The sequence below is a fragment of the Pseudomonas edaphica genome (assembly GCF_965277385.1).
Taxonomy (GTDB): Bacteria; Pseudomonadota; Gammaproteobacteria; order Pseudomonadales; family Pseudomonadaceae; genus Aquipseudomonas; species Aquipseudomonas edaphica.
This window is the reverse complement of the sequence record NZ_OZ255725.1, coordinates 3172351-3196652: the sequence shown is the minus strand read 5'-3', so window position 1 is coordinate 3196652 and position 24302 is coordinate 3172351. Positions and strand designations below refer to the sequence as shown.

Annotated in this window: 25 protein-coding genes; 19 read left to right on the top strand and 6 right to left on the bottom strand. The window is 60.6% G+C overall.

Annotated elements, in window-relative coordinates; genetic code table 11:
- Positions 1 to 32 precede the first annotated feature (32 nt).
- The gene (locus tag ACQY47_RS14380; RefSeq protein WP_017137918.1) at positions 33 to 272 is read left to right on the top strand and encodes a DUF1161 domain-containing protein; all 240 of its coding nucleotides are present in this window, start codon (positions 33 to 35) and stop codon (positions 270 to 272) included.
- Here the strand turns inward: ACQY47_RS14380 and ACQY47_RS14375 are convergent, their stop codons facing one another.
- Positions 273 to 695, bottom strand: coding sequence for a hypothetical protein (locus ACQY47_RS14375; RefSeq protein WP_017137917.1), 423 nt, complete (start codon positions 693 to 695; stop codon positions 273 to 275). It abuts the gene before it with no gap.
- Between the two features lie 143 nt (positions 696 to 838).
- Between ACQY47_RS14375 and ACQY47_RS14370 the strand changes: the two genes are divergently transcribed.
- On the top strand, positions 839 to 1882 hold the full coding sequence (locus tag ACQY47_RS14370) for an aminopeptidase (RefSeq protein WP_428557312.1): 1044 nt from the start codon (positions 839 to 841) through the stop codon (positions 1880 to 1882).
- A gap of 320 nt (positions 1883 to 2202) precedes the next feature.
- Here the strand turns inward: ACQY47_RS14370 and ACQY47_RS14365 are convergent, their stop codons facing one another.
- Both ACQY47_RS14365 and ACQY47_RS14360 read right to left on the bottom strand, forming a co-directional pair.
- Positions 2203 to 2862 carry an HAD family hydrolase gene (locus tag ACQY47_RS14365; protein ID WP_428557311.1) on the bottom strand — a complete coding sequence of 220 codons (660 nt, stop codon included), beginning with the start codon at positions 2860 to 2862 and terminating at the stop codon, positions 2203 to 2205.
- Positions 2859 to 3401, bottom strand: a complete 543-nt coding sequence (locus ACQY47_RS14360; protein WP_428557310.1) for a gamma carbonic anhydrase family protein — start codon at positions 3399 to 3401, stop codon at positions 2859 to 2861. Before ACQY47_RS14360 ends, ACQY47_RS14365 begins: the two co-directional genes overlap by 4 nt.
- A 101-nt stretch (positions 3402 to 3502) precedes the next feature.
- Between ACQY47_RS14360 and prlC the strand changes: the two genes are divergently transcribed.
- Complete coding sequence (gene prlC, locus ACQY47_RS14355; protein WP_428557309.1) at positions 3503 to 5554, top strand: oligopeptidase A; 2052 nt, start codon at positions 3503 to 3505, stop codon at positions 5552 to 5554.
- On the top strand, positions 5551 to 5826 hold the full coding sequence (locus ACQY47_RS14350) for a YheV family putative zinc ribbon protein (RefSeq protein WP_428557308.1): 276 nt from the start codon (positions 5551 to 5553) through the stop codon (positions 5824 to 5826). The genes prlC and ACQY47_RS14350 overlap by 4 nt, the downstream gene beginning before the upstream one ends.
- Positions 5827 to 5972: 146 nt before the next feature.
- Here the strand turns inward: ACQY47_RS14350 and ACQY47_RS14345 are convergent, their stop codons facing one another.
- Positions 5973 to 6629 carry a dual specificity protein phosphatase family protein gene (locus ACQY47_RS14345; RefSeq protein WP_017137911.1) on the bottom strand — a complete coding sequence of 219 codons (657 nt, stop codon included), beginning with the start codon at positions 6627 to 6629 and terminating at the stop codon, positions 5973 to 5975.
- 274 nt (positions 6630 to 6903) lie between these two features.
- Here ACQY47_RS14345 and ACQY47_RS14340 point away from each other — a divergent pair, with 274 nt between their 5' ends.
- The 6 genes from ACQY47_RS14340 (at position 6904) to ACQY47_RS14315 (ending at position 14480) form a co-directional block, all read left to right on the top strand.
- A complete protein-coding gene (locus ACQY47_RS14340) occupies positions 6904 to 7656 on the top strand; it encodes a gluconate 2-dehydrogenase subunit 3 family protein (RefSeq protein ID WP_169987954.1) in 753 nt (250 codons plus the stop codon).
- Positions 7657 to 7658: 2 nt separating this feature from the next.
- A complete protein-coding gene (locus ACQY47_RS14335; RefSeq protein ID WP_017137909.1) occupies positions 7659 to 9443 on the top strand; it encodes a GMC family oxidoreductase in 1785 nt (594 codons plus the stop codon).
- 12 nt (positions 9444 to 9455) lie between these two features.
- Positions 9456 to 10754: a cytochrome c gene (locus ACQY47_RS14330; protein ID WP_026013769.1), complete on the top strand. Its 1299-nt coding sequence runs from the start codon at positions 9456 to 9458 to the stop codon at positions 10752 to 10754.
- A gap of 81 nt (positions 10755 to 10835) precedes the next feature.
- Complete coding sequence (locus ACQY47_RS14325) at positions 10836 to 11894, top strand: PA0069 family radical SAM protein (RefSeq protein WP_428557307.1); 1059 nt, start codon at positions 10836 to 10838, stop codon at positions 11892 to 11894.
- Between the two features lie 227 nt (positions 11895 to 12121).
- Positions 12122 to 12853: a carbonic anhydrase gene (locus ACQY47_RS14320; RefSeq protein WP_017137905.1), complete on the top strand. Its 732-nt coding sequence runs from the start codon at positions 12122 to 12124 to the stop codon at positions 12851 to 12853.
- Between the two features lie 85 nt (positions 12854 to 12938).
- Complete coding sequence (locus ACQY47_RS14315; protein ID WP_170040735.1) at positions 12939 to 14480, top strand: SulP family inorganic anion transporter; 1542 nt, start codon at positions 12939 to 12941, stop codon at positions 14478 to 14480.
- A 129-nt stretch (positions 14481 to 14609) separates the two neighbouring features.
- Here ACQY47_RS14315 and ACQY47_RS14310 read toward each other — a convergent pair whose 3' ends face one another.
- Positions 14610 to 15257, bottom strand: coding sequence for a hypothetical protein (locus ACQY47_RS14310; RefSeq protein WP_428557306.1), 648 nt, complete (start codon positions 15255 to 15257; stop codon positions 14610 to 14612).
- 369 nt (positions 15258 to 15626) lie between these two features.
- Here ACQY47_RS14310 and coxB point away from each other — a divergent pair, with 369 nt between their 5' ends.
- The 4 genes from coxB (at position 15627) to ACQY47_RS14290 (ending at position 20015) form a co-directional block, all read left to right on the top strand.
- Complete coding sequence (gene coxB / locus ACQY47_RS14305) at positions 15627 to 16754, top strand: cytochrome c oxidase subunit II (RefSeq protein ID WP_017137902.1); 1128 nt, start codon at positions 15627 to 15629, stop codon at positions 16752 to 16754.
- A gap of 58 nt (positions 16755 to 16812) precedes the next feature.
- Positions 16813 to 18396 carry a cytochrome c oxidase subunit I gene (gene ctaD / locus ACQY47_RS14300; protein ID WP_017137901.1) on the top strand — a complete coding sequence of 528 codons (1584 nt, stop codon included), beginning with the start codon at positions 16813 to 16815 and terminating at the stop codon, positions 18394 to 18396.
- Between the two features lie 144 nt (positions 18397 to 18540).
- Positions 18541 to 19092: a cytochrome c oxidase assembly protein gene (locus ACQY47_RS14295; RefSeq protein ID WP_026013768.1), complete on the top strand. Its 552-nt coding sequence runs from the start codon at positions 18541 to 18543 to the stop codon at positions 19090 to 19092.
- A 35-nt stretch (positions 19093 to 19127) separates the two neighbouring features.
- Complete coding sequence (locus ACQY47_RS14290; RefSeq protein WP_428557305.1) at positions 19128 to 20015, top strand: cytochrome c oxidase subunit 3; 888 nt, start codon at positions 19128 to 19130, stop codon at positions 20013 to 20015.
- A 6-nt stretch (positions 20016 to 20021) separates the two neighbouring features.
- On the opposite strand, the gene ACQY47_RS14285 is transcribed toward ACQY47_RS14290, so the two are convergent.
- Positions 20022 to 20225, bottom strand: coding sequence for a twin transmembrane helix small protein (locus tag ACQY47_RS14285; RefSeq protein ID WP_016969525.1), 204 nt, complete (start codon positions 20223 to 20225; stop codon positions 20022 to 20024).
- 43 nt (positions 20226 to 20268) lie between these two features.
- Between ACQY47_RS14285 and ACQY47_RS14280 the strand changes: the two genes are divergently transcribed.
- From ACQY47_RS14280 to ACQY47_RS14260, 5 genes are read left to right on the top strand one after another with little or no spacing between them, the layout of a single operon-like run.
- A complete protein-coding gene (locus ACQY47_RS14280; protein WP_177034744.1) occupies positions 20269 to 21033 on the top strand; it encodes an SURF1 family protein in 765 nt (254 codons plus the stop codon).
- Positions 20999 to 21583 (top strand): hypothetical protein, encoded by a 585-nt coding sequence (locus tag ACQY47_RS14275; RefSeq protein WP_428557304.1) that lies wholly within the window; start codon positions 20999 to 21001, stop codon positions 21581 to 21583. The genes ACQY47_RS14280 and ACQY47_RS14275 overlap by 35 nt, the downstream gene beginning before the upstream one ends.
- Before the next feature lie 10 nt (positions 21584 to 21593).
- A complete protein-coding gene (locus tag ACQY47_RS14270) occupies positions 21594 to 22673 on the top strand; it encodes a COX15/CtaA family protein (protein ID WP_428557303.1) in 1080 nt (359 codons plus the stop codon).
- Positions 22661 to 23560, top strand: a complete 900-nt coding sequence (gene cyoE, locus ACQY47_RS14265; protein ID WP_428557302.1) for a heme o synthase — start codon at positions 22661 to 22663, stop codon at positions 23558 to 23560. Before ACQY47_RS14270 ends, cyoE begins: the two co-directional genes overlap by 13 nt.
- Positions 23557 to 24192: an SCO family protein gene (locus ACQY47_RS14260; RefSeq protein ID WP_017137893.1), complete on the top strand. Its 636-nt coding sequence runs from the start codon at positions 23557 to 23559 to the stop codon at positions 24190 to 24192. Before cyoE ends, ACQY47_RS14260 begins: the two co-directional genes overlap by 4 nt.
- Positions 24193 to 24302 lie beyond the last annotated feature (110 nt).

Below are 24302 nucleotides of genomic sequence, written 5' to 3'. Positions count from 1 at the left end.
CCCGTGCGCAGTGCATTCAGGGAGCTTCACACATGAAACGTTTTGCCTTGGCGATCATTTGCGGTGTATTGGCCACTTCGGCCGTGGCCGCGCCAAAAGATTGTGAAGAGCTCAAGCAAGAGATCGAGGTGAAGATCCAGGCCAAGGCGATTCCGTCTTACACCCTGGAAATCATCACCGCCGAAGAAGCCAAGAATCATGACAGCGCCATGATCGTCGGCTCCTGCGAAAACGGCACCAAGCGCATCATCTATCAGAAGAATAGCGACTGATCAGATGCAATTAACGCTGCGCTCCTCCGCCAACAGCTGACGCGCCGCGTTGTACAGCCGGATATTGGGCGTAAAGGCCAGCGAGCGCCCCTCCAGCACATAGCGTTGGCCTGCCTGGAAGTTGTCGTATTGCAGGGTCATGAAGCAGGTTCGGTCATGGGTCTGGTCCAGGCCGCCAAAGCCCGCCCCGGTGTTCACCTCGAAATCAAAGCGCACCATCAGCTCATGGCTGCCCGGTGGCACCTGAAAGAAACGCCCGTCGTTGAGGTTCTTGCCGTCCAGGCGCTGGGCCATCACCAGTTTGGCGCCCGGTGTCGGCGTGGCGAAATCGATCCAGGCCTGGTGCGGGTCGACCGGCGGGATTGGGGTCGAAGCGCAGGCGCTGAGAAACAAGGCGGTGACGGGGAGCAAGAGCTGGCGCATGGCGGGCACTCAACGGTGGGTAAGAATTCAACCTGGCAGCCTGTGGCAACAGACGCTGTATCAGTATAAACACGCCACGGCATGGAAAAATTCCGTGCAGGCAGGATAGTCTGGCGGGCCAATAACCCAGGAGCGGTCGGTGCATGGTCAGGCGTTTTCTTCCAGGGTTGATGGTGCTGCTGCTCAGCGGCTGTTCCAGCGTGAGTTATTACAGCCAGTTGGCCAGCGGCCAATGGCAGTTGCTGCGGGCTCGGGAGCCGGTTGCCGAGGTCATCGCCGACCCTGCTCGCCCACAGGCGTTGCGCGACCACCTGATGCAATCGCAGCAGGCCCGCACCTTTGCCAGTGAGCACCTGCACCTGCCTGACAACCAGAGTTACCGCCTGTACGCCGACATTGGCCGGCCTTACGTGGTCTGGAATGTGTTCGCCACGCAGGAATTTTCCCTGTCACCTGAAACCCACTGCTTCCCCATCGCTGGGTGTGTGGCCTATCGCGGCTATTACAGCCAGGGCGCAGCACGCGGCGAAGCGGCGCTATTGCAGCAACAAGGCATGGATGTGTCGATGGGCGGCGTCGAAGCCTATTCCACCCTGGGCTGGTTCAACGACCCGATCATGAGTTCGATGATGCATTGGGGGGATGAGCGCCTGGCCACGCTGATCTTCCACGAGCTGGCGCACCAACGCTTTTATGTGAAAGACGACACCGAGTTCAACGAGTCCTATGCCAACTTCGTCGAGCAGGAAGGCACCCGTCAATGGCGTGCGGCGCGGGGCTTGGCGCCGCTGAGCAATGCGGCGTTGCAGCAGCGCGACCAATTTATCCGGCTGGTGCTCGATACCCGCAAACGCCTGGAGGCGTTGTACGCACAGCCCTTGGCGGCGGATGTGTTGCGCCAGGCCAAAGCGGCAGAGTTCGAGCGCCTGCGCAGTGAGTACCGGCACATGCGCGACAGCCAATGGGGCGGCGACAAGCGTTATGACGTGTGGATCAACCAGCCGATGAACAATGCGCGGTTATTGCCGTTCGGGCTGTATGACCAGTGGGTGCCGGCGTTTGCGGCGTTGTTTGCGCACCAAGGCGGGGATTGGGTGAAGTTCTTTGCGGCGGTGGAGAAGCTGGGTGGGTTGCCGGTTGAGCAGCGTAAGGCGGCGTTGCGGCAGTTGGAAGGTAGTGGCCGTTAGGGCCTCATCGCAGCATAAGTATCTACACTACCGGTTAACACGAAGTCTGTGGCAGGTGGACTGTTGTGGCGAGCAGGCTTGTCCTGCGTTGGGCTGCGAAGCGGCCCCAGTAAAGGCACTGCAATTTTCCTGAAAGAACTCAGCGTCTGGGTTTTGGGGCTGCTTCGCAGCCCAACGCAGGACAAGCCTGCTCGCCACAGGAGAAATTGGCTGCCTTCAAAAGTTGTAGATACCCATGCCCATCGCAGGCAAGCCAGCTCCCACAGTTTGAATTGTGAACACGGTCAAATGTGGGAGCTGGCTTGCCTGCGATAGCGGTCTCAGCCGCGCTGCAAAAACGCCTGATGCATCTGCTCCAGCGTCTCAAAATGCCAGGTCGGCGCCTCAGCATTCAGTTCTTCAAAACTACCAAACCCATAACCCACCGCCGCCGAATCCAACCCATTGCTGCGCGCCCCGATCAAGTCGTGCTTGCGATCACCAATCATCAGGGTAGTCGCCGGGTCCAAACCCTCTTCGCTCATCAGGTGCGCAATCAGCTCAACCTTGTTGGTGCGCGTGCCATCCAGTTCGCTGCCGTAGATCACTTTGAAGTGCTTGGCAAAATCAAAATGCCGGGCAATCTCACGGGCAAACACCCACGGCTTGGATGTGGCGACATACAGCTGGCGGCCCTGGCCGTTCAGCTCCTCAAGCAACGGCATCACACCATCGAATACGCGGTTTTCATACAGGCCGGTGACCTTGAAGCGTTCGCGATAAAAATTCACCGCTTCCCAGGCTTTGGCCTCATCGAAGTCATAGAACTGCATAAAGGCTTGCAGCAACGGCGGGCCGATAAAGTGTTCCAGCTTGGTCAGGTCCGGCTCGTCGATACCGAGCTTGCCGAGGGCGTACTGGATCGAGCGGGTGATGCCTTCACGCGGATCGGTCAGGGTGCCGTCCAGGTCGAACAGCACGGTTTGGTATTGCTGGGTCATTGATCGAATCCTTCAGCCAGGTGCAGGTCTTTGAGCTTCACGTAGTTCGCGGCGCTGTAGGTGAAGAAGGCCCGTTCTTTGTCAGTCAGTGGGCGGATCTGTTTAACCGGGCTGCCCACGTACAAAAAACCACTCTCAAGTTTCTTGCCGGGCGGCACCAGACTGCCGGCGCCGATGATCACATCGTCTTCGACCGCCGCGCCGTCCATCACGATGCTGCCCATGCCGATCAGAATGCGATTGCCGACCGTGCAGCCGTGCAGCATGACTTTGTGGGCGATGGTCACATCATCGCCAATAAGCAGTGGAAAGCCGTCCGGGTTGAATGGCCCGGCGTGGGTGATGTGCAGCACACAGCCGTCCTGCACACTGGTGCGCGCACCGATGCGGATGCGGTGCATGTCGCCGCGAATCACCGTCAATGGCCAAACCGAGCTGTCGGTGCCGATTTCGACATCGCCGATCACCACCGCCGAAATATCGACAAAAGCCCCGGCGCCCAGGGTTGGCGTGTGGTTCTGATAGGTGCGAAGGGTCACGATAGCCTCTCTCTTATAGGTTGATAGCTGCGGTGGGTGTTGATTGTAATTAAGATGGCCCCATCTTTGTCTTATCAGTTTCTTCAGCCAAGGTGCCCACCGTGAGCGCGAACAACCCACTTTTGCAGTCCTACGACCTGCCGCCGTTCTCGGCGATCCGTGCCGAGCACGTGCAGCCGGCCATTGAACAGATCCTCGCCGACAACCGCGTTGCCATCGAAGGCATCCTGCAAAGCCAGGGTAAAAACCCTACGTGGGCTGGTCTGGTTTTGGCCATGGACGAACTGAATGACCGCCTGGGCGCCGCCTGGAGCCCCGTCAGCCACCTCAACGCCGTGTGTAACAGCGCCGAACTGCGCGAAGCCTACGAGGCGTGCCTGCCGGCGTTGAGCGCCTATTCCACCGAGATGGGCCAGAACCGCGAACTGTTCCAGGCCTTCGAAGCCCTGGCCAGCAGCCCGGAAGCCGCCGGTTTCGATGTGGCGCAAAAAACCATTCTGGAACATTCACTGCGCGACTTCCGCCTCTCGGGTATCGATTTGCCGCCTGAGCAGCAAAAACGCTACGCCGAAGTGCAGAGCAAACTGTCTGAGCTGGGCAGCAAGTTCTCCAACCAATTGCTGGACGCCACCCAGGCGTGGACCAAGCACGTCACCGACGAAGCCACCCTCGCCGGCCTGACCGACTCGGCCAAGGCGCAAATGGCCGCCGCCGCCCAGGCCAAAGGCCTCGATGGCTGGCTGATCACCCTCGAATTCCCAAGCTACTACGCGGTAATGACCTACGCCCAGGACCGCGCCCTGCGTGAAGAAGTCTACGCGGCCTACTGCACCCGTGCGTCAGACCAAGGCCCGAATGCCGGTAAGAACGATAACGGTCCGGTAATGGAGCAGATCCTCGACCTGCGTCAGGAGCTGGCCAAACTGTTGGGCTACGCGTCGTTCTCCGAGCTGAGCCTGGCGACCAAAATGGCCGAGTCCAGCGACCAGGTGCTGAGCTTCCTGCGCGACTTGGCCAAGCGCAGCAAACCCTTTGCCGCCCAGGACCTGCAACAGCTCAAGGCTTACGCTGCCGAACAAGGCTGCGCCGACCTGCAAAGCTGGGACAGCGGTTTCTACGGCGAAAAGCTCCGCGAACAACGTTACAGCGTGTCCCAGGAAGCCCTGCGCGCTTACTTTCCGATCGACAAAGTGTTGAGCGGCCTGTTTGCCATCGTGCAACGCCTGTACGGCATCGAAATCGCCGAGCAAAAAGGCTTCGACACCTGGCACCCGGATGTACGCCTGTTTGAGATCAAGGAAAACGGCCAGCACGTCGGCCGCTTCTTCTTCGACCTGTACGCCCGCGCCAACAAGCGTGGCGGCGCGTGGATGGACGGCGCGCGCGATCGCCGCCGCACTGTCGACGGCGTGCTGCAAAGCCCGGTGGCGAACCTGGTGTGCAACTTCACCCCGGCCGACAGCGGCAAGCCTGCCCTGCTGACCCACGATGAAGTGACTACGCTGTTCCACGAATTCGGCCACGGCCTGCACCACCTGCTGACCCGCGTTGAACACGCTGGCGTGTCCGGCATCAACGGTGTGGCTTGGGATGCGGTGGAGCTGCCGAGCCAGTTCATGGAGAACTGGTGCTGGGAGCCGGAAGGCCTGGCACTGATCTCCGGCCACTATGAAAGCGGCGAGCCGCTGCCCCAGGACCTGCTGGAAAAAATGCTCGCGGCGAAGAACTTCCAGTCCGGCCTGATGATGGTGCGCCAGCTGGAATTCTCGCTGTTCGACTTTGAACTCCACGCCACTCACGGCGATGGCCGCAGCGTGGCTCAGGTGCTCGAAGGCGTACGCGATGAAGTCTCGGTGATGCGTCCGCCAGCCTACAACCGTTTCCCCAACAGCTTCGCGCACATCTTCGCTGGCGGTTATGCCGCGGGTTACTACAGCTACAAGTGGGCTGAAGTGTTGTCTGCCGACGCCTTCTCCAAGTTTGAAGAAGACGGCGTGCTCAATGCCGAAACCGGCCGGGCATTCCGTGAAGCGATCCTGGCGCGCGGTGGCTCCCAGGCGCCGATGGTGCTGTTCGTCGACTTCCGCGGACGTGCGCCGTCGATTGACGCACTCTTGCGCCACAGCGGCCTGAGTGAGGACGCAGCAGCATGAGTGATGGGCCTGTGGTGACCAAAAAGCAATTTATCGCCGGGGCGGTCTGCCCGGCGTGCAAAGAGTTGGACAAGCTGAAAATGTGGACCGAAGACGATGTGCCGCACCGCGAATGTGTGGCCTGCGGTTATTCGGACACGTTGAATGAACAAGGCAATTCGGTGCCCAAGGAATTGGGCACGCGGGTCAATACGTCGGCGTTGAAAGCGCCCGCGGACCCGAAGGTGCAGGCGGTGCAGTTTTTCCCTAATCCCAAGCTGAAAAAGGACTGATACCCGACGCCTGCTTCTGCTTGGGGCGGGCTTTTTGTGGGAGTCGGGCTTGCCCGCGATGCAGGCACCGTGGTGTGTCATTCACACCGCGTTGAAGCTATCGCAGGCAAGCCAGCTCCCACAGCCAGCTCCCACAGAAAGGCGCGCTACAGTTGCCCTTCGGCCTTGTCTGTCGTGGTGATCCAGCTTTTTACCGAGCACAGTGCAAAGGCACTGGTGCTGCAGTCGCCATTGGCCAATGCTGTACGCAACTTGTCGATATCTGCCTTCATCATGTAGCGAACGCCGTCTTTAAAGCCGTTACTGCTACCAAAGCCGCCCAGCGTCATCTCGTTCAGCGCATCCTCTTTGCTCCAACCCTGAATCACCACCCGATACATCGCCGCCATCAGGCCAGTGCGATCGGAGCCGTGTTTGCAGTGCATCAGCACCGAGCCATGGGTTTCGGCTTCTTGAATGGCCCGGAGTGCCGCCAGCACGTCGGCATCGTCGACATGGTTGGTGCGATACGTCAGCTGCACCTGTTTGATATCAGACGTCTTCAGCCAGGGCGCATCAGATTCCGGCAGGAAGTTGATCACCGTGCCGATCTTCAAATTTTGCAGCACAGGCAGCGCAGTGCTGTCCGGCAACGCACTGCGATACAGCGTGGGTGTCATCTGGTGCAGGTTGAATTGGTTGCCCACTGGCTGTGCCCACTCGGCAGAGCGGATAGACGTAGCCTCGTCGGCGTGGGCCTGCAGCGTGGTGAACAATGCCATGAACGCCAGGCCAAGGGCGGGCAGCAATCGAATCGTGAACATGCGCGTAGAGACCGAATGGGATAGGGCTGATGGGTCACAGATTCGCCTACAAGGGGTCAATGCCATGTGAGGTGGCTGTCAAAGAATCGTGAATCCGCCCATCTGATCCGCTGTTTTTCGCGCTGAATCGATTTCTCTTAATGCTTAGGCTGCTATCATTTGTAACTATTGATTGCCAGTGTGTTCTAGCTCTTTGGATCCAATGCCCTGGCAAACCATCACGCCGCTCCCAGAAGCGGTGGATAAACCCGTGACCACATGATGAGGTGCACCTATGTCTGATCAAGATCAGGACAACCCGCGGCGTGACTTTTTACGCAAATCCTTGACCTTGATCCCGGTGGTCACGGTTGCCAGCACTGGCCTTGGCGGTTCGATGTTGATGGCCACACCGGAGCCGGTGCAGGCCGCTCCCGCCAAAACGCCCGTCAGCGACAAAGCCTACGAGCCAAGCTACTTCACGGCTGAAGAGTGGGCGTTTATCAACGCCGCCGTCGCCCGCCTGATCCCAGCGGATGCCCAAGGCCCAGGCGCCCTGGAAGCCGGCGCGCCGGAATACATCGACCGCCAGATGAACACGCCGTATGCCGCTGGCGCGTTGTGGTTCATGCAAGGTCCGTTCAACGCCGATGCGGCGCCAGAGATGGGCTGGCAGAGCAAACTGGTGCCCAAAGACATCTATCGCCTGGGCATTGCCGCCACGGATGCGTGGTCGAAGGCGTTCAATGGTAAAGCTTTTGCTGCGCAAGACAGCGCTACCCAGGATGACATGCTGCGACGCATGGAGGCCGGTGGCAGCGAGATGACTGCCCATTTTGAGGCCGTACCGGCCAAGATGTTTTTCAACCTGTTGCTGCAAAACACCAAGGAAGGCTTCTTCTGCGACCCGATCCACGGTGGCAACAAGGGCATGGTCGGCTGGACCATGATCGGCTTCCCCGGCGCCCGCGCCGATTTCATGGACTGGGTTGAACGCAACGAGCAATACCCCTTCCCGGCTGTTTCCATTCGCGGCGAGAGGGCATAAACGTGGCGACCATCATGAAGAAAGTGGACGCGGTGATCGTGGGTTTCGGCTGGACCGGCGCGATCATGGCCAAGGAACTGACGGAAGCTGGCCTCAACGTGGTAGCGCTGGAGCGCGGCCCGATGCAGGACACTTACCCGGACGGCAACTATCCCCAGGTCATCGACGAACTGACCTACAGCGTGCGTAAAAAACTCTTTCAGGACATCTCCAAGGAGACGGTGACCATTCGCCATAGCGTGAATGATGTTGCCCTGCCCAACCGTCAGTTGGGTGCGTTCTTGCCGGGCAATGGCGTGGGTGGTGCGGGCCTGCACTGGTCGGGTGTGCATTTTCGCGTCGACCCTATCGAGTTGCGCATGCGCAGCCACTATGAAGAGCGCTACGGCAAGAACTTCATCCCCAAGGACATGACCATCCAGGACTTCGGCGTGAGCTATGAAGAGCTGGAGCCGTTTTTCGACTACGCCGAAAAAGTCTTCGGCACCTCCGGCCAAGCCTGGACCGTAAAAGGCCAGTTGGTGGGTGAAGGTCGTGGCGGCAACCCGTATGCGCCGGATCGCTCCAACCCGTTTCCGTTGGAATCGCAGAAAAACACCGTGTCTGCGCAGTTGTTTCAGAAAGCGGCTACCGACGTCGGCTACAAACCCTACAACCTGCCATCGGCCAATACGTCGGGGCCGTACACCAACCCCTACGGCGCGCAGATGGGGCCGTGCAACTTCTGCGGTTTCTGCAGTGGCTACGTGTGCTACATGTATTCCAAAGCCTCGCCGAACGTGAACATCCTGCCGGCGCTGCGTCAGGTGCCGAACTTTGAGCTGCGGGCCAATTCCCATGTGCTCAAGGTCAACCTCGACAGCACCAAGAGCAAGGCCACCGGCGTGACCTATATCGACGCCCAGGGCCGCGAGTGTGAGCAGCCGGCGGACCTGGTGATCATCGCCTCCTTCCAGTTCAACAACGTGCGCCTCATGTTGCTCTCGGGCATCGGCAAACCCTACGACCCGATTACCAATGAGGGCGTGGTGGGCCGCAACTTTGCCTACCAGAACATGGGCACCATCAAGGCCTTCTTCGACAAGGACACCCACACCAACAACTTCATCGGTGCGGGCGGCAATGGCGTGGCCATCGATGACTTCAACGCGGACAACTTCGACCACGGCCCGCACGGCTTTGTGGGCGGCTCGCCGATGTGGGTCAACCAGGCTGGCAGCCGGCCGATTGCCGGTACGTCCAACCCGCCGGGCACGCCGGCGTGGGGCAGCGCCTGGAAGCGTGCCACCGCCGACTACTACACCCACCAAGTGTCGATGGACTCCCATGGTGCGCATCAATCCTACCGGAGCAACTACCTGGATCTGGACCCGGTTTACCGCGACTCCTACGGCCTGCCGCTGCTGCGGATGACGTTCGACTGGCAGGAAAACGACATCAAGATGAACCGCTTCATGATGGAGAAAATGGGCAAGGTCGCCGCGGCGATGAACCCCAAGGCCATTGCTGTGCTGGGCAAAAAAGTCGGTGAGCAATTCAACACCGCGTCCTACCAGACCACCCACCTCAATGGGGGCGCGATCATGGGCACCGACCCGAAAACCAGTGCGTTGAACCGTTACCTGCAAAGCTGGGATGTACACAACGTGTTTGTTCCGGGCGCATCGGCTTTCCCACAAGGCCTGGGCTACAACCCTACCGGCCTGGTGGCAGCGCTGGCCTATTGGTCGGCGCGGGCGATCCGCGAGCAGTACCTGAAAAACCCCGGCCCACTGGTTCAGGCATAAGGAGCGATGACCATGAAAGCACTTGTTATCGCCAGTTTTGCCCTGTTCAGCAGCTGCTCGGTGAGCGCTGCCGAAACCGATTTGGTCAAGCAGGGCGAATACCTGGCCCGTGCCGGTGACTGCGTGGCCTGCCACACCGCCAAGGGTGGCAAACCCTTCGCCGGTGGGCTGCCGATGGAAACCCCGATCGGCGTGATCTATTCCACCAACATCACCCCGGACAAAACCGGCCTGGGCGACTACAGCTTCGAAGACTTCGACAAGGCCGTGCGCCATGGCGTCGCCAAGAACGGTAGTACGCTTTACCCGGCGATGCCGTATCCGTCCTACGCGCGTGTCAGCGACAGTGACATGCAGGCGTTGTATGCGTATTTCATGAAGGGCGTGGAGCCCGTCGCCCAGGAGAACAAGGACAGCGATATTCCCTGGCCCTTGAGCATGCGTTGGCCGTTGGCGGCGTGGCGCTGGATGTTCGCGCCGGCGGTCGAGGCGCATCAGGCGCAAGCCGCCACCGACCCGGTGGTCGCTCGCGGTGCCTATCTGGTTGAAGGCCTCGGCCACTGCGGCGCCTGCCATACACCGCGTGCCCTGACCATGCAGGAAAAAGCCCTCAGCGCTACTGACGGCAACGCGTTCCTGTCCGGCAGTGCGCCGCTGGAAGGCTGGATCGCGAAAAGCCTGCGCGGCGACCACAAGGACGGCCTTGGCAGCTGGAGCGAGGAGCAACTGGTGCAGTTCCTCAAGACCGGCCGCAGTGACCGCAGTGCAGTGTTCGGCGGCATGAGTGATGTGGTGGTGCACAGCATGCAGTACATGTCCCAGGACGACCTCACCGCGATTGCGCGATACCTCAAGAGCCTGCCGGCGGTGGACCCGAAGGACCAGCCGCATCAGTACGACAAGCAGGTGGCCGAGGCGCTGTGGAAAGGTGACGACAGCAAGCCGGGCGCGTCGGTGTATATCGACAACTGCGCGGCGTGCCACCGTACCGACGGCCATGGTTACACGCGGGTGTTCCCGGCGCTGGCGGGTAACCCGGTGTTGCAGACGGCGGACGCCACCTCGTTGATCAACATCGTGTTGAACGGCGGCACCTTGCCAGCCACCCACACGGCGCCGTCGACTTTCACCATGCCGGCGTTCGCGTGGCGCCTGTCGGACCAGGAAGTCGCGGATGTGGTCAGTTTCGTCCGTGGCAGCTGGGGCAATAAAGGCGCGCCAGTCAAAGCCAGTGACGTGGCAGACCTGCGCAAGAGCGATATGCGCACCACATCGGGTGACGACTTGGGGCAGGTAACGCAAAAGCACTGATCCTGCCCTGGCCGCCAAACGGCACTGGTCAGAAACCTTGCGCCTCGATACTGTATATAAAAACAGTATCGAGGCGTTTTCATGACTACTGCGCTGCCGCCCCGTGGCCGGGGCACGGCCACTAACCTGCACAACCGCTTTGCGCCGACCGTCAGCGTGGCCGAAGACGACGGCTGGTTCCAGGAAGTGCCACCGACCCAGGGCACCGAAGTGCGTATCGAAACGGCCAAGAGCATCATCACCCGCAACAACTCGCCGGATTTGCCGTTCGACCGCTCCATCAACCCCTATCGCGGCTGCGAACATGGCTGCATCTACTGCTATGCGCGGCCCAGCCACGCCTATTGGGACATGTCGCCAGGGCTGGATTTCGAAACCAAACTGATTGCCAAGACCAACGCCGCCGACGTGCTGGAGCAACAGCTGTCGAAGCCAGGTTATGTCTGCGCACCGATCAACCTGGGCTCCAATACCGACCCGTACCAGCCTATCGAACGCGACTACACAATCACCCGGCAAACCCTCGAAGTGCTGCTGCGCTATCGGCACCCGGTAACCATCATCACCAAGGGTTCGCTGATCTTGCGCGACCTCGACCTGCTCACCGAGTTGGCGCGTCAGCGGCTGGTGGCGGTGATGATCAGCCTCACCAGCCTGGACGACGAGCTCAAGCGTATCCTGGAGCCGCGCGCGGCGGCGCCCAAGGCGCGGTTACGGGCGATTCGGGTGATGCGCGAGGCGGGTATCCCGGTGGGCGTGCTGTGCTCGCCAATGATCCCGATGATCAACGACAGCGAGCTGGAAAGCCTGCTGACCGAAGCCCACGCCGCCGGTGCGCAGAGCGCCGCCTACATGATGTTGCGCTTGCCCTTGGAAGTGGCGCCACTGTTCGAGGAGTGGCTGGCGGCGCATTACCCGCAGCGCGCGGCCCATGTGATGAGCCTGGTGCGCCAGGTGCGCGGTGGTGAGGTGTACGACAGCCGCTTCGGTGTGCGCATGCGTGGCGAGGGGCCGTTTGCTGATTTGTTGGCGCAGCGTTTCAACAAAGCGATCAAGCGGCTGGGGCTGAATCGACGGGAAGGGTTTAATCTGGATTGCACGGCGTTTTGCCCGCCGGGCAGGCAGATGGCATTGTTGTAAACTGAAGAGAACGAAGGCGCCATTGCTGTGGAAATAGTCGCGTTTTGATATCACTGAAACCCTCGTTCTAGAGCGGTTCATTCAGTTTGAGTTAAGTTTCGCCGGTTACCTTGTTCAGCGAGTGACTGGTGAGTCGACGCCTTGGTTTGTTTAGTTTTTCAACTTTTCCGATAGCCAGACGTCGAACTGACCTGAACACTCCCCTGCATTAATAAAGAGGATGAATCATGAGTGACAAGGATAAACAGCCGTTGGCTGCGTCGGCTTCAGCCACTCAGGTGGCGGAGTCTGCCGATGCAGCGTTAAAGCACATCGTTGACGGCTTTTTGCATTTCCATCACGACGTCTTCCCGCAGCAGGAAGAACTCTTCAAGAAACTCGCCACGGCCCAGAGCCCGCGGGCGATGTTTATTACGTGCGCCGATTCGCGCATCGTCCCCGAGCTGATCACCCAAAGCTCCCCCGGCGATTTGTTCGTGACGCGTAACGTCGGCAACGTGGTGCCGCCCTACGGCCAGATGAACGGCGGGGTTTCCACCGCCATCGAGTACGCGGTACTCGCCCTGGGCGTACAGCACATCATCGTGTGCGGGCACTCCGATTGCGGCGCCATGCGCGCGGTACTCAACCCCGACAGCCTGGAAAAGATGCCGACGGTACGGGCCTGGTTGCGTCACGCCGAAGTCGCCAAGTCCATGGTCGAAGACAATTGCGACTGCGCCAACGAAGGCGAGAGCATGAAGGTGCTGACCGAAGAAAACGTCATCGCTCAATTGCAGCATTTGCGTACCCACCCTTCCGTGGCTTCGCGCATGGCCAATGGTCATTTGTTTATCCATGGTTGGATCTACAACATCGAGACCAGCGAAATCCGCGCTTACGATGCGGACCAGGCGGCATTCAGACCGCTGAACGGCACCGAGCCGATTCCTTGCGCGACGCCTAGAGCGCGCTTCTAAAACACTTCCCTGCCGGGTCAAGCGGTGGCTGCCATGGACGCAGCCAGGCTTTACCGCGCCCGGCGAATCCCTCGGGAGAGCCATCATGCGTGCTGCTCAATTGAAAGCTGTATTGCCACGGGAGCTGCTGGCCTCGGTGGTTGTGTTTCTGGTCGCCCTGCCCTTGTGCATGGGCATCGCGATTGCGTCCGGCATGCCGCCGGCCAAGGGGCTGATCACCGGGATAATCGGTGGCCTGGTAGTGGGTTGGCTGGCGGGCTCGCCACTGCAGGTCAGTGGCCCGGCGGCGGGGCTGGCGGTGTTGGTGTTCGAGTTGGTGCGCCAGCACGGGATGATGATGCTCGGGCCGATTCTGTTGCTGGCGGGTTTCCTGCAACTGGTGGCTGGGCGTTTGCGCCTGGGCTGCTGGTTCCGGGTCACGGCGCCGGCGGTGGTGTACGGCATGTTGGCGGGTATCGGCGTATTGATTGTGCTGTCGCAGGTGCATGTGATGCTCGACGGCGCGCCTAAACCTTCGGGGTTGGATAACCTGGCGGGCTTCCCGGCGGCCATGGCCGAAGCGATCCCGACGCTGGGCGGCGGTCTTGGTTGGCAGGCTGGTTTGCTGGGTCTGTCGACCATGCTGGTGATGTACTGCTGGGATAAATTCCGGCCGCAAACATTGCGCTTCGTACCGGGCGCGTTGTTGGGTGTGGGCCTGGCGACGGTGACCAGCCTGGTGCTGGCGTTGCAGGTCAAGCGCGTGGAGGTGCCGGAAAACCTCGCCGACGCCATCGACTGGCTGCGCCCCAGCGACCTGCTGAACCTGGCTGATCCGCAACTGCTGATCGCCGCCTTCGCCGTCGCGTTTATTGCCAGCGCCGAAACCCTGCTGTCTGCGGCAGCGGTTGATCGGATGCACAGCGGCCAGCGCTCCGATTTCGACAAGGAATTGTCAGCTCAAGGCGTGGGCAACATGCTCTGTGGTTTGGTTGGCGCCTTGCCGATGACCGGCGTGATCGTGCGCAGCTCGGCCAACGTGCAGGCTGGCGCTACCACGCGGCTGTCGGCGATGTTCCATGGTGTGTGGCTGCTGGGCTTTGTGTTGCTGCTGTCGAGTGTGCTGCAAAGTATTCCGGTGGCGAGTTTGGCGGGCGTGCTGGTGTACACCGGGATCAAGCTGGTGGACGTCAAAGCCTTTCGCGCGCTGGGCCGCTATGGTCGGATGCCGATGTTTACCTACGCCGCTACGGCACTGGCAATCATCTTCACCGACCTGCTGACCGGCGTATTGGTGGGCTTTGGGCTCACGTTGCTGAAGCTCGCGTTTAAAGCTTCGCGATTGAAAGTCAGCCTGATCGATTTGCCCCAGGACGGTGAGATGGAGCTGCGATTGACCGGTGCCGCGACCTTCCTGAAAGTGCCGGCGCTGACTCAGGTGCTGTCGACGGTGCCTGCGGGGACCACCTTGCATGTGCCGCTGAGCAACCTGAGCTACATCGACCATTCGTGTCTGGAGTTGCTGGAAGAATGGGGCCGGGCCAATGCGGCCAAGGGCTCGACGCTGGTGATCGAGGCGCGGGGGCTGAAGCGCAGGCTGGAAGGTCGGGTGAGGACGACGGTGGGGATAGGTTCGGCGCCCGTCTGAACACCACAAAAATTGTGGGAGCCGGGCTTGCCCGCGATGGCGGTGGGTCAGCCAGCTAATGTGCTGACTGACACTCCGCCATCGCGGGCAAGCCCGGCTCCCACAGTGGTTCTATGTTCACTCGGAAAATCAGGCTGGCTGATCCAGCGATAACTCAACGCCCAGTTGCCGCGAAAGGCACGGCCAGCGCTTCCACGCCGCTTCCGTTGCCGGGCTTTTGAGCTGTTCGCGATACGCCTCAACCGACTCCAGCGCAAAGCTTTCGTCGTTGAGCATTTCATCTACCGCCAAGTGCACGGCTTCATCCAACTGATTGGCAAATGTTTCACCAATCAGCTGATGGGCAATCAAGTTAGCCACAGTGGTGTCCGCCGGAATCAACGGCTGGCCGAAATGCTTGATATACAGGTCGTTGACCTCTTCAACCAAGCGGTGAGCCAGGTAGGCCTCATCCAGCAAGCCGTCCAGGCCTTCATGGCCGGCCAGGATCGCAGGCGGCTGCAGGAAGAAATGCTCGGCGATTTTCAACACCGGTTTGATCTGGCTTTCGATACCGGCTTCGCGGGCCACATCGTTGGCGGCTTCGAGCAAGTCCGGAACCAGTTCGATGTAGGCGGTGACAAAGCGGGTCATGACAATGTTGCGATCACCGTCAGCCAGGGAGATGGCCGAATGCAGGTGCGGCAATTGTTTTTCCAGTTGCTGGGCAAGCTGGCCCGTAGTGGCTTCGTGTTGATGGGCACGGAAAATCTGCTCGCGCAATGCGGCGGTGTTCATGAAGGCTCCAGTGAAACAGGCGTAGGAAAAGGGAGAGGATAAGGTAGCTCGTTTATACGAGCGCCTAAGACGCATTTGTCATAATTATTTCATGGTTATGCGTGTGCGTTATATCGAAATGCCATCGTTCGTCGGATAAACGTTTGCGCGCCCGGTTTTATTGGGTCCGCCCGTCTGTTTTTGCTCATTTGCCCCTACACATTGCGGGGTCGCCCCCGCTGTCTATACTCGGGTTTGTACGCAATTAGCTGATGACGCCCAACTGCATGACGCAGGCAAGGCTTGGCGGTTGTAAGCAGTATGGAAGCCGCTCCCTTCGCCGCAGGTGCAAACCGGCGGGATAACAAGAAACATAAAGGGGAACCCGCAATGACGCGACATCCACACGTTTGGATGGGCCTACTGTTGTGGTCAGTATTCGGCCAGGCGCACGCCGCCTGGACAACGAATATGGCGCCAGGGGCTACTGAAGTCAGTCACGCCGTGTTTGACCTGCACATGACCATTTTCTGGATCTGTGTGGTGATCGGCATCGTCGTGTTTGGCGCGATGTTCTGGTCGATGATCCTGCACCGCCGGTCTACGGGCCAGGTGGCGGCCAAGTTCCACGAGAGCACCACCGTGGAAATTCTCTGGACCGTAGTGCCCTTGCTGATCCTGGTGGCCATGGCCATTCCGGCGACCAAAACCCTGATCAATATCTACGACAGCAGTGAGTCGGATATCGATATCCAGGTCACCGGCTATCAGTGGAAGTGGCACTACAAATACCTGGGCCAGGACGTGGAGTTCTTCAGCAACCTGGCCACGCCCGCCGAGCAGATCCATAACCAGGCCACCAAGGGCGAGCACTACTTGCTCGAAGTCGACCAGCCGCTGGTGCTGCCGGTGGGCGCCAAGGTGCGCTTTCTGGTGACGGCCGCCGACGTGATCCACTCCTGGTGGGTGCCGGCCTTTGCGGTCAAGCGCGATGCGATCCCCGGCTTCGTCAACGAGGCCTGGACCCGGGTCGAGAAGCCCGGCATCTACCGTGGCCAGTGCGCCGAGCTGTGCGGTAAGGATCACGGCTTCATGCCGATTGTGGTCGAGGTCAAATCCAAGGCCGACTACGACACCTGGCTGGGCGAGCGCAAGGCAGAGGCCGCCAAGCTCAAGGAGCTGACGTCCAAAGAGTGGACGCTGGACGAGCTGGTGGCCCGTGGCGACAAGGTTTACCACACCACCTGCGTGGCCTGTCACCAGGCCGAAGGCCAGGGCTTGCCGCCGATGTTCCCGGCGCTCAAAGGCTCGCCAATTGCCACCGGCGCCAAAGAAGACCACCTGCACCGCGTGTACTTCGGCAAACCCGGCACCGCCATGGCGGCGTTCGGCAAACAGCTGTCGGAAGTCGATATCGCCGCCGTGGTCACCTACGAGCGCAACGCCTGGGGCAACAACAAAGGCGACATGGTCACGCCCAAAGACGTGCTGGCTCTGAAACAGGCGGAAAGCAAATGACGGCCTCAACTGCGTATGCCCTGAACCGCACAGCCCATTCCTTTGCAGGAGAACGGCCATGAGCACTGTGATCGACCATGGTCATGCCGACCATGCCCACGGCCCCGCCAAAGGCTTGATGCGCTGGGTGCTGACCACCAACCACAAAGACATCGGCACCATGTACCTGTGGTTCGCCTTCACCATGTTTCTGCTCGGCGGCTCGTTCGCCATGGTGATCCGCGCCGAGTTGTTCCAGCCAGGCCTGCAAATCGTGCAGCCGGCGTTCTTCAACCAGATGACCACCATGCACGGCCTGATCATGGTGTTTGGCGCGGTGATGCCGGCGTTTGTCGGCCTGGCCAACTGGATGATTCCGCTGATGATCGGCGCGCCGGACATGGCCTTGCCGCGCATGAACAACTTCAGTTTCTGGCTATTGCCGGCAGCGTTCCTGCTGCTGGTCTCGACGCTGTTCACGCCGGGCGGCGGGCCGAACTTCGGCTGGACCTTCTATGCCCCGCTCTCCACCACCTACGCGCCGGAAAGCGTGACGTTCTTCATCTTTGCCATTCACCTGATGGGCATCAGCTCGATCATGGGCGCGATCAACGTGGTCGCCACCATTCTCAACCTGCGCGCGCCCGGCATGACCTTGATGAAAATGCCGCTGTTCGTATGGACCTGGCTGATTACCGCCTTCCTGCTGATCGCGGTGATGCCGGTGCTGGCCGGTTGCGTGACCATGATGCTGATGGACATTCACTTCGGCACCAGCTTCTTCAGTGCGGCCGGTGGCGGTGACCCGGTGCTGTTCCAGCATGTGTTCTGGTTCTTCGGCCACCCCGAGGTGTACATCATGATCCTGCCGGCGTTTGGCGCTGTCAGCTCGATCATCCCGACCTTCTCGCGCAAGCCGCTGTTCGGCTACACCTCGATGGTCTACGCCACGGCGAGCATCGCGTTTCTGTCGTTTATCGTGTGGGCGCACCACATGTTCGTGGTGGGTATTCCGCTGGTGGGCGAGCTGTTCTTCATGTACGCCACGCTGCTGATCGCGGTGCCCACGGGCGTGAAGGTGTTCAACTGGGTGAGCACCATGTGGCAGGGCTCGCTGACGTTTGAGACACCCATGCTGTTTGCTGTGGCCTTCGTGATTCTGTTCACCATCGGCGGTTTCTCCGGACTGATGCTGGCGATTGCCCCGGCGGACTTCCAGTACCACGACACCTACTTTGTGGTGGCGCACTTCCATTACGTATTGGTGCCCGGGGCGATCTTCGGCATCTTCGCCTCGGCCTACTACTGGCTGCCGAAATGGACCGGCCACATGTACGACGAAACCCTGGGCAAGCTGCACTTCTGGCTGTCCTTTGTGGGCATGAACATGGCGTTCTTCCCGATGCACTTTGTGGGGCTGGCTGGTATGCCGCGCCGGGTTCCGGACTACAACCTGCAGTTCGCCGACTTCAACATGGTCTCCTCGATTGGCGCGTTCATGTTTGGCGCCACGCAGATCTTCTTCCTGTTTATCGTGATCAAGTGCATCCGTGGCGGCCCGCCGGCGCCGGCCAAGCCGTGGGATGGCGCTGAAGGCCTGGAATGGAGCATCCCCTCGCCTGCGCCGTATCACACGTTTACGACGCCGCCGGAGGTCAAGTGAACGCCTTGATGCAGGTCGACTCGGTGTCCTGTGGGAGCTGGCTTGCCTGCGATAGCGGTGTGTCAGGCACAGAATGTATTGCCTGCCAGGGCCTCATCGCAGGCAAGCCAGCTCCCACAGAAAAACCAGAAGCGGGTGAGCGCCATGCTTGAATCCGTCCCCATCAAGCGCCTGGTCACCCGCCTGCTGATCCTGGTAGTGGCCATGTTCGCCTTCGGCTTCGCCCTGGTGCCGATCTACGACGTGATGTGCAAGGCATTCGGTATCAACGGCAAGACCGCCGGGCAGTACGAAGGCGAGCAGGTGGTGGACCCTACGCGCCAGGTGCGCGTGCAGTTCATGTCCACCAATGCCATCGACATGGTCTGGGAATTCCACTCCAAAGCCGATGAGGTCGTGGTCAACCCTGGCGCTGTCACCGAGATGCTGTTCGTGGCCTACAACCCCACGGATAAACCCATGACCGCCCAGGCCGTACCGAGTATTTCCCCGGCCGAAGCGGCGATGTATTTCCACAAGACCGAGTGTTTTTGCTTCACCCAGCAAGTGCTGCAGCCAGGTCAGCGCATAGAAATGCCCGTGCGCTTTATTGTCGATCGCGCCATGCCCAAGGATGTGAAGCATTTGACCCTGGCATACACGCTGTTTGACATCACTGCGCGCCAACCGCCGGTGGCCGTCCATACCGGCGGCTAGCTACTGTTTGCCCCCTCAATCAGGAGAGCGAATACATGTTGTCTCATGATACGTACTACGTACCAGCGCAAAGCAAATGGCCAATAATTGCTACGTTTGGCATGTTGATCACGGTGTACGGCCTGGCCGTGTGGTTCAACGACCTGAAGGCGGCGCGCCCGGAATCTCACGGCCCGTGGATTTTTTTCGTCGGCGGGCTGTTGCTGGCCTACATGCTGTTCGGCTGGTTCGGCGCGGTCATCAAGGAAAGCCGCGCGGGTTTGTACAGCCCGCAGATGGATCGCTCATTTCGCTGGGGCATGACCTGGTTCATCTTTTCCGAGGTGATGTTCTTTATCGCGTTCTTCGGCGCGCTGTTTTATGTGCGGCATATGTCCGCGCCATGGCTGGCGGGCGAAGGCTCCAAGGGCGTCGCGCATATGCTGTGGCCGAACTTTGAATTTGCCTGGCCGTTGCTCAACAACCCTGACCCGAAAATGTACCCGCCGCCCGAAGGCACCATCAGCCCGTGGGGCTTGCCGCTGGTGAATACGATCTTGCTGGTCAGCTCCAGCGTGACCATCACCATTGCCCACCACGCGTTGCGCAAGGGCCATCGCGGCGCGCTGAAAATCTGGCTGGCACTGACGGTGCTGCTGGGTTGGGCTTTTTTGGGGTTTCAGGCCGAGGAGTACATGCACGCTTACAAAGAGCTGGGCCTGACCCTTGGCTCGGGCGTTTACGGCGCGACCTTCTTCATGCTCACCGGCTTTCACGGCGCCCACGTGACCATCGGCACCATCATTCTGTTCGTGATGCTGATGCGCATCCTCAAGGGGCACTTCAACGCCGAGCACCAGTTCGGTTTTGAGGCGGCCAGTTGGTACTGGCACTTTGTGGATGTGGTGTGGATCGGCCTGTTTTTCTTCGTTTATGTGCTGTGAGGCGTTTTACCACGGTGCATGAGAGACCAACTGGCCGCTGAAAAAGCCCCAGGCGATCAAGCCTACGGTGATCGCGGCCAGTACAACACGCACGGTCAAGGCAGTGACGAGGCGGTTGGAGTTGCCCTCGTCCTTGACCAGAAAGAACAAGCCACTGAACAGGCTCACGACAGTCGCGATCAGCATCAGGGCAATGGCTGCTTTGAGTATGGTCAGGTTCCATTCGGATGGGCGGGCAATGAAAAGGCGGGCAATGAAAACAAGTATAGCCAGCGCCATAAAAGACTTTCGCCCAGGGCTCGCTCCCACGCTGGTGGTGTTGGTATTGCTGCCGCTGATGGTGGGCCTGGGGTTCTGGCAACTGGCTCGCGGGCATGAAAAACAGCTGCTGGTGGACAGCTATGCCGAACGGCGTGTGGCTGAGCCGATCAGCAGCGTGCAACTTGATGGCATGGCCGACCCGGCCTTCCGCCGGGTGCGGCTGCGCGGCCAGTTCGATGCTGAGCACAGCGTGCTGCTCGACAACCGCATGCGCGACGGCAAGGCCGGTGTTGAACTCTTGCAGCCCTTTCACGACCAGGCCAGCGGCGAATGGCTGCTACTCAATCGCGGCTGGTTGCCGTGGCCGGACCGGCGCACGCCGCCCGTGTTCACCACGCCTGAACAACCTCTGAATCTGGATGCCTGGGTGTACATCGCGCCCGGCGAAACCTTCCAACTGCACGCCGACCCCGCCACCACGCAATGGCCGCGCTTGCTGACTGCGTTGCATCCCGCCGCGCTCTGGGCGGAGTTGGGCCGCAGCGGTTTCGCCTATGAGCTGCGCGCCGAACCTGGCCCCGGCACCTACGACACTACCTGGCCGGTGGTCGCCATGGGCCCGGAAAAACACTTGGGCTACGCCGTGCAGTGGTTCGCCATGGCACTGGCGTTGCTGGCGCTTTACCTCTACCTCGGATGGCATAACAAAAAGGAGAAACCCCATGGGAGCGGCCATGAATCCACCCAGCACGTCTGAGGCACCCGACCGGCGCAAAGGCCGCTGGCAGCTTATTTTGATCCTGATGATGGTGATCGGCCCGATGGCGCTGGCCACCTTTATGTACAAGTTGCAGTTCTGGGTGCCCGACAGCCGCAGTTACCACGGCGAGATGATCGGCAACGGCCAGACCCGCGCCGACATTGGCGTGCAGGCCGACGAAGACCGTTGGCAACTGTTGGTCACTGCGCCCACCGCGTGTGCTGCCGAGTGCGAGCAACTGGTGTACCTGGCGCGCCAGCTGCAAATCAGCCTGGGCCGCGATGCCTCCCGCGCCAGCCATGCCCTGGCCAGCGCGCAGCCGGTGAGCACGGATTACGACGCCAAGCTCAAGGCCGAATACCCACAACTGCAGCGCTACCCGCTGGACCTGACCACCTTCAGTAAAAACGCGGCTGCGCCGGGTGAGGCGCAACTGTGGATCGTCGACCCGCACGGCAACCTGGTGCTGCGCTACGACGCCAAGGTCAAGGGCAAGGACCTGCTCAACGACCTGCGCCTGCTGCTGAAACTGTCGAACATCGGATAAGGGCATCGTCATGGCCAAACCTGGATTTCGCCTCGCGTTGTTTGCCACCTTGCTGGCGCTGCTGGTCGTGCTGCTCGGCGCCTACACGCGCCTGACCCACGCTGGCCTCGGCTGCCCGGACTGGCCCGGCTGCTACGGGTTTATCAGCGTGCCGCAAAGCGAAGCCCAGCTGGCGCATGCCGAGCTGCATTTTCCCGATACGCCGGTAGAAGCCGACAAGGGCTGGGCCGAGATGACCCATCGCTACTTCGCCGGCACCTTGGGCTTGCTGATCGTGCTGCTGGCGGCGCGCTCGTGGAGCCATCGGCGTGATCCGGGGCAGCCAGTGAAACTGCCGCTGTTTGTGTTGGCGGTGGTGATTGCCCAGGCGGCGTTCGGTATGTGGACGGTGACGCTGAAGTTGTGGCCGCAAGTGGTCACGGGGCATTTGCTTGGCGGCTTTGCCACCTTGAGCCTGTTGTTTTTGCTCACCTTGCGCCTGTCCGGCGTGTTGCCCGCTTTGATCGTGCCCAAGCGCCTGCAGTATTGGGCCACGGCGGGCCTGGTGCTGGTAATCGGGCAGATCGCGCTTGGCGGTTGGGTCAGTTCAAACTACGCGGCGGTGGCCTGTGTCGACCTGCCGACGTGTCATGGCGAGTGGTGGCCGGCGGCGGACTTTGCCAACGGGTTTCACCTCACCCAGCATATCGGCCCCAATTACCTCGGCGGCCAGCTCGACAGTGAGGCGCGCACGGCCATCCACCTGACCCATCGCATCGGCGCGGTGCTGGTGACGCTGGTGCTGCTGGGGCTGGCCTGGCAATTGCGCGCCGTGGGCATGACGCGGCTGGCAGGCCTGCTGCTGATCGCCCTCGCGGCGCAAATCTGCCTGGGCGTGAGCAATGTGGCGTTCGGCTTGCCACTGCCGGTGGCGGTCGGGCACAACGCAGGCGGGGCGGGTTTATTGCTGACGCTGGTGCTGGTCAACTACCACGCCCGTACCAGCCTGGTCCGGGTGCGCAATCAGTTGCCGTTTGGCTGGCGTTTTATCCCGCGCAAACACGTATCGGGTCTCATCACCCTAAAAGGAGAAATGCCATGGCGACCTTGATCGGCGCGCGTCACGATCAGGCGATCTGGCGGGACTATTTGGAGCTGACCAAGCCGAAAGTGGTGGTGCTGATGCTCATCACCTCCTTGGTGGGCATGTTCCTCGCGACCCGCGCCGGGGTGCCATGGACGGTGCTGGTGTTCGGCAATTTGGGCATTGCCCTGTGCGCCGGAGGTGCGGCGGCGGTCAACCATGTGGTGGATCGGCGCATCGATGCGGTGATGGCGCGCACGCATAAACGGCCGTTGGCAGAAGGGCGCGTGTCGCCCGTGGCGGCATTGGCCTTTGCATTGTTTCTGGCTGTTGCAGGTTTGGCCTTGTTGCTGGCGTTCACCAACCCGCTGGCGGCTTGGCTCACGTTGGCCTCATTGCTGGGTTACGCGGTGATCTACACCGGCTTTCTCAAGCGCGCCACGCCGCAAAATATCGTGATCGGCGGCCTGGCCGGTGCGGCGCCGCCGCTGCTCGGCTGGGTCGCGGTTACCGGGCATGTCAGCGCCGAGCCGCTGCTGCTGGTGCTGATCATCTTCGCCTGGACCCCGCCGCACTTTTGGGCCCTGGCCATTCACCGCAAAGAGGAATACGCCAAGGCCGATATCCCGATGCTGCCGGTCACCCACGGCGAGCACTACACCAAGGTGCATATCCTGCTCTACGCCTTCGCCCTGCTGGCGGTGAGCTTCATGCCCTATGTGATCCATATGAGCGGCCTGCTGTACCTGGCGTGTGCGCTGGTATTGGGCGGGCGCTTTCTGCAATGGGCCTGGGTGCTGTACCGTGGCAGCAAGCCGCACGCGGCGATCAACACCTTCAAGTACTCTATCTGGTACTTGCTGCTGCTGTTTATCGCGCTGCTCGTCGACCACTACCTATTGTTGAACCTATGACTCGAACTCAAAAAACCGTCTTCATCCTGGTGGCCATCGTCGCGTTGATCATGGGCCTGACCGTTAACAAAGTGCTCAGCGGCAAAGGCCAGGGCGACCCTACCGCACTGATCGACGCCGGCATTATCCTGCTGCCGCAAAGCCGCCAGCTGCCGCCGGTGACCATGACCAATCAGGACGGCCAGCCGGTGGTGGTCAACGAGTTGAAAGGCAAATGGAGCCTGCTGTTCTTCGGTTACACCTTCTGCCCCGACATCTGCCCGACCACCCTCGCGCAACTGCGCCAGATCAAGAGCGAATTGCCTAAAGAGGCGGTGGATAAGTTGCAGGTGATCCTGGTCAGCGTTGACCCGAACCGCGACACGCCGACCCAGCTCAAGCAGTACCTGGGCTACTTCGACCCGCAATTCGAAGGCCTGACCGGCGCGAATGTAGCGGATGTGCAGAAGGTCTCGAATGCGGTGAGCATTCCGTTTATTCCGGCCGATACCAGCAAGCCCAACTACACCGTGGACCACAGCGGCAACCTGGCGCTGATCGGCCCGGACGGCACGCAGCGTGGGTTTATTCGTGCGCCGTTGAATAATCAAAAGCTGGTGGCGCAGTTGCCGGGTTTGCTACAGCGCAAGTAGGCCAATCACCAAGCTAACCAACAACACAAATAACCTGTGGGAGCTGGCTTGCCTGCTCCCACATTGGGTTTTGTTCAAGGTTTGAACAGGATGTCGTCGGAGATTTCCCA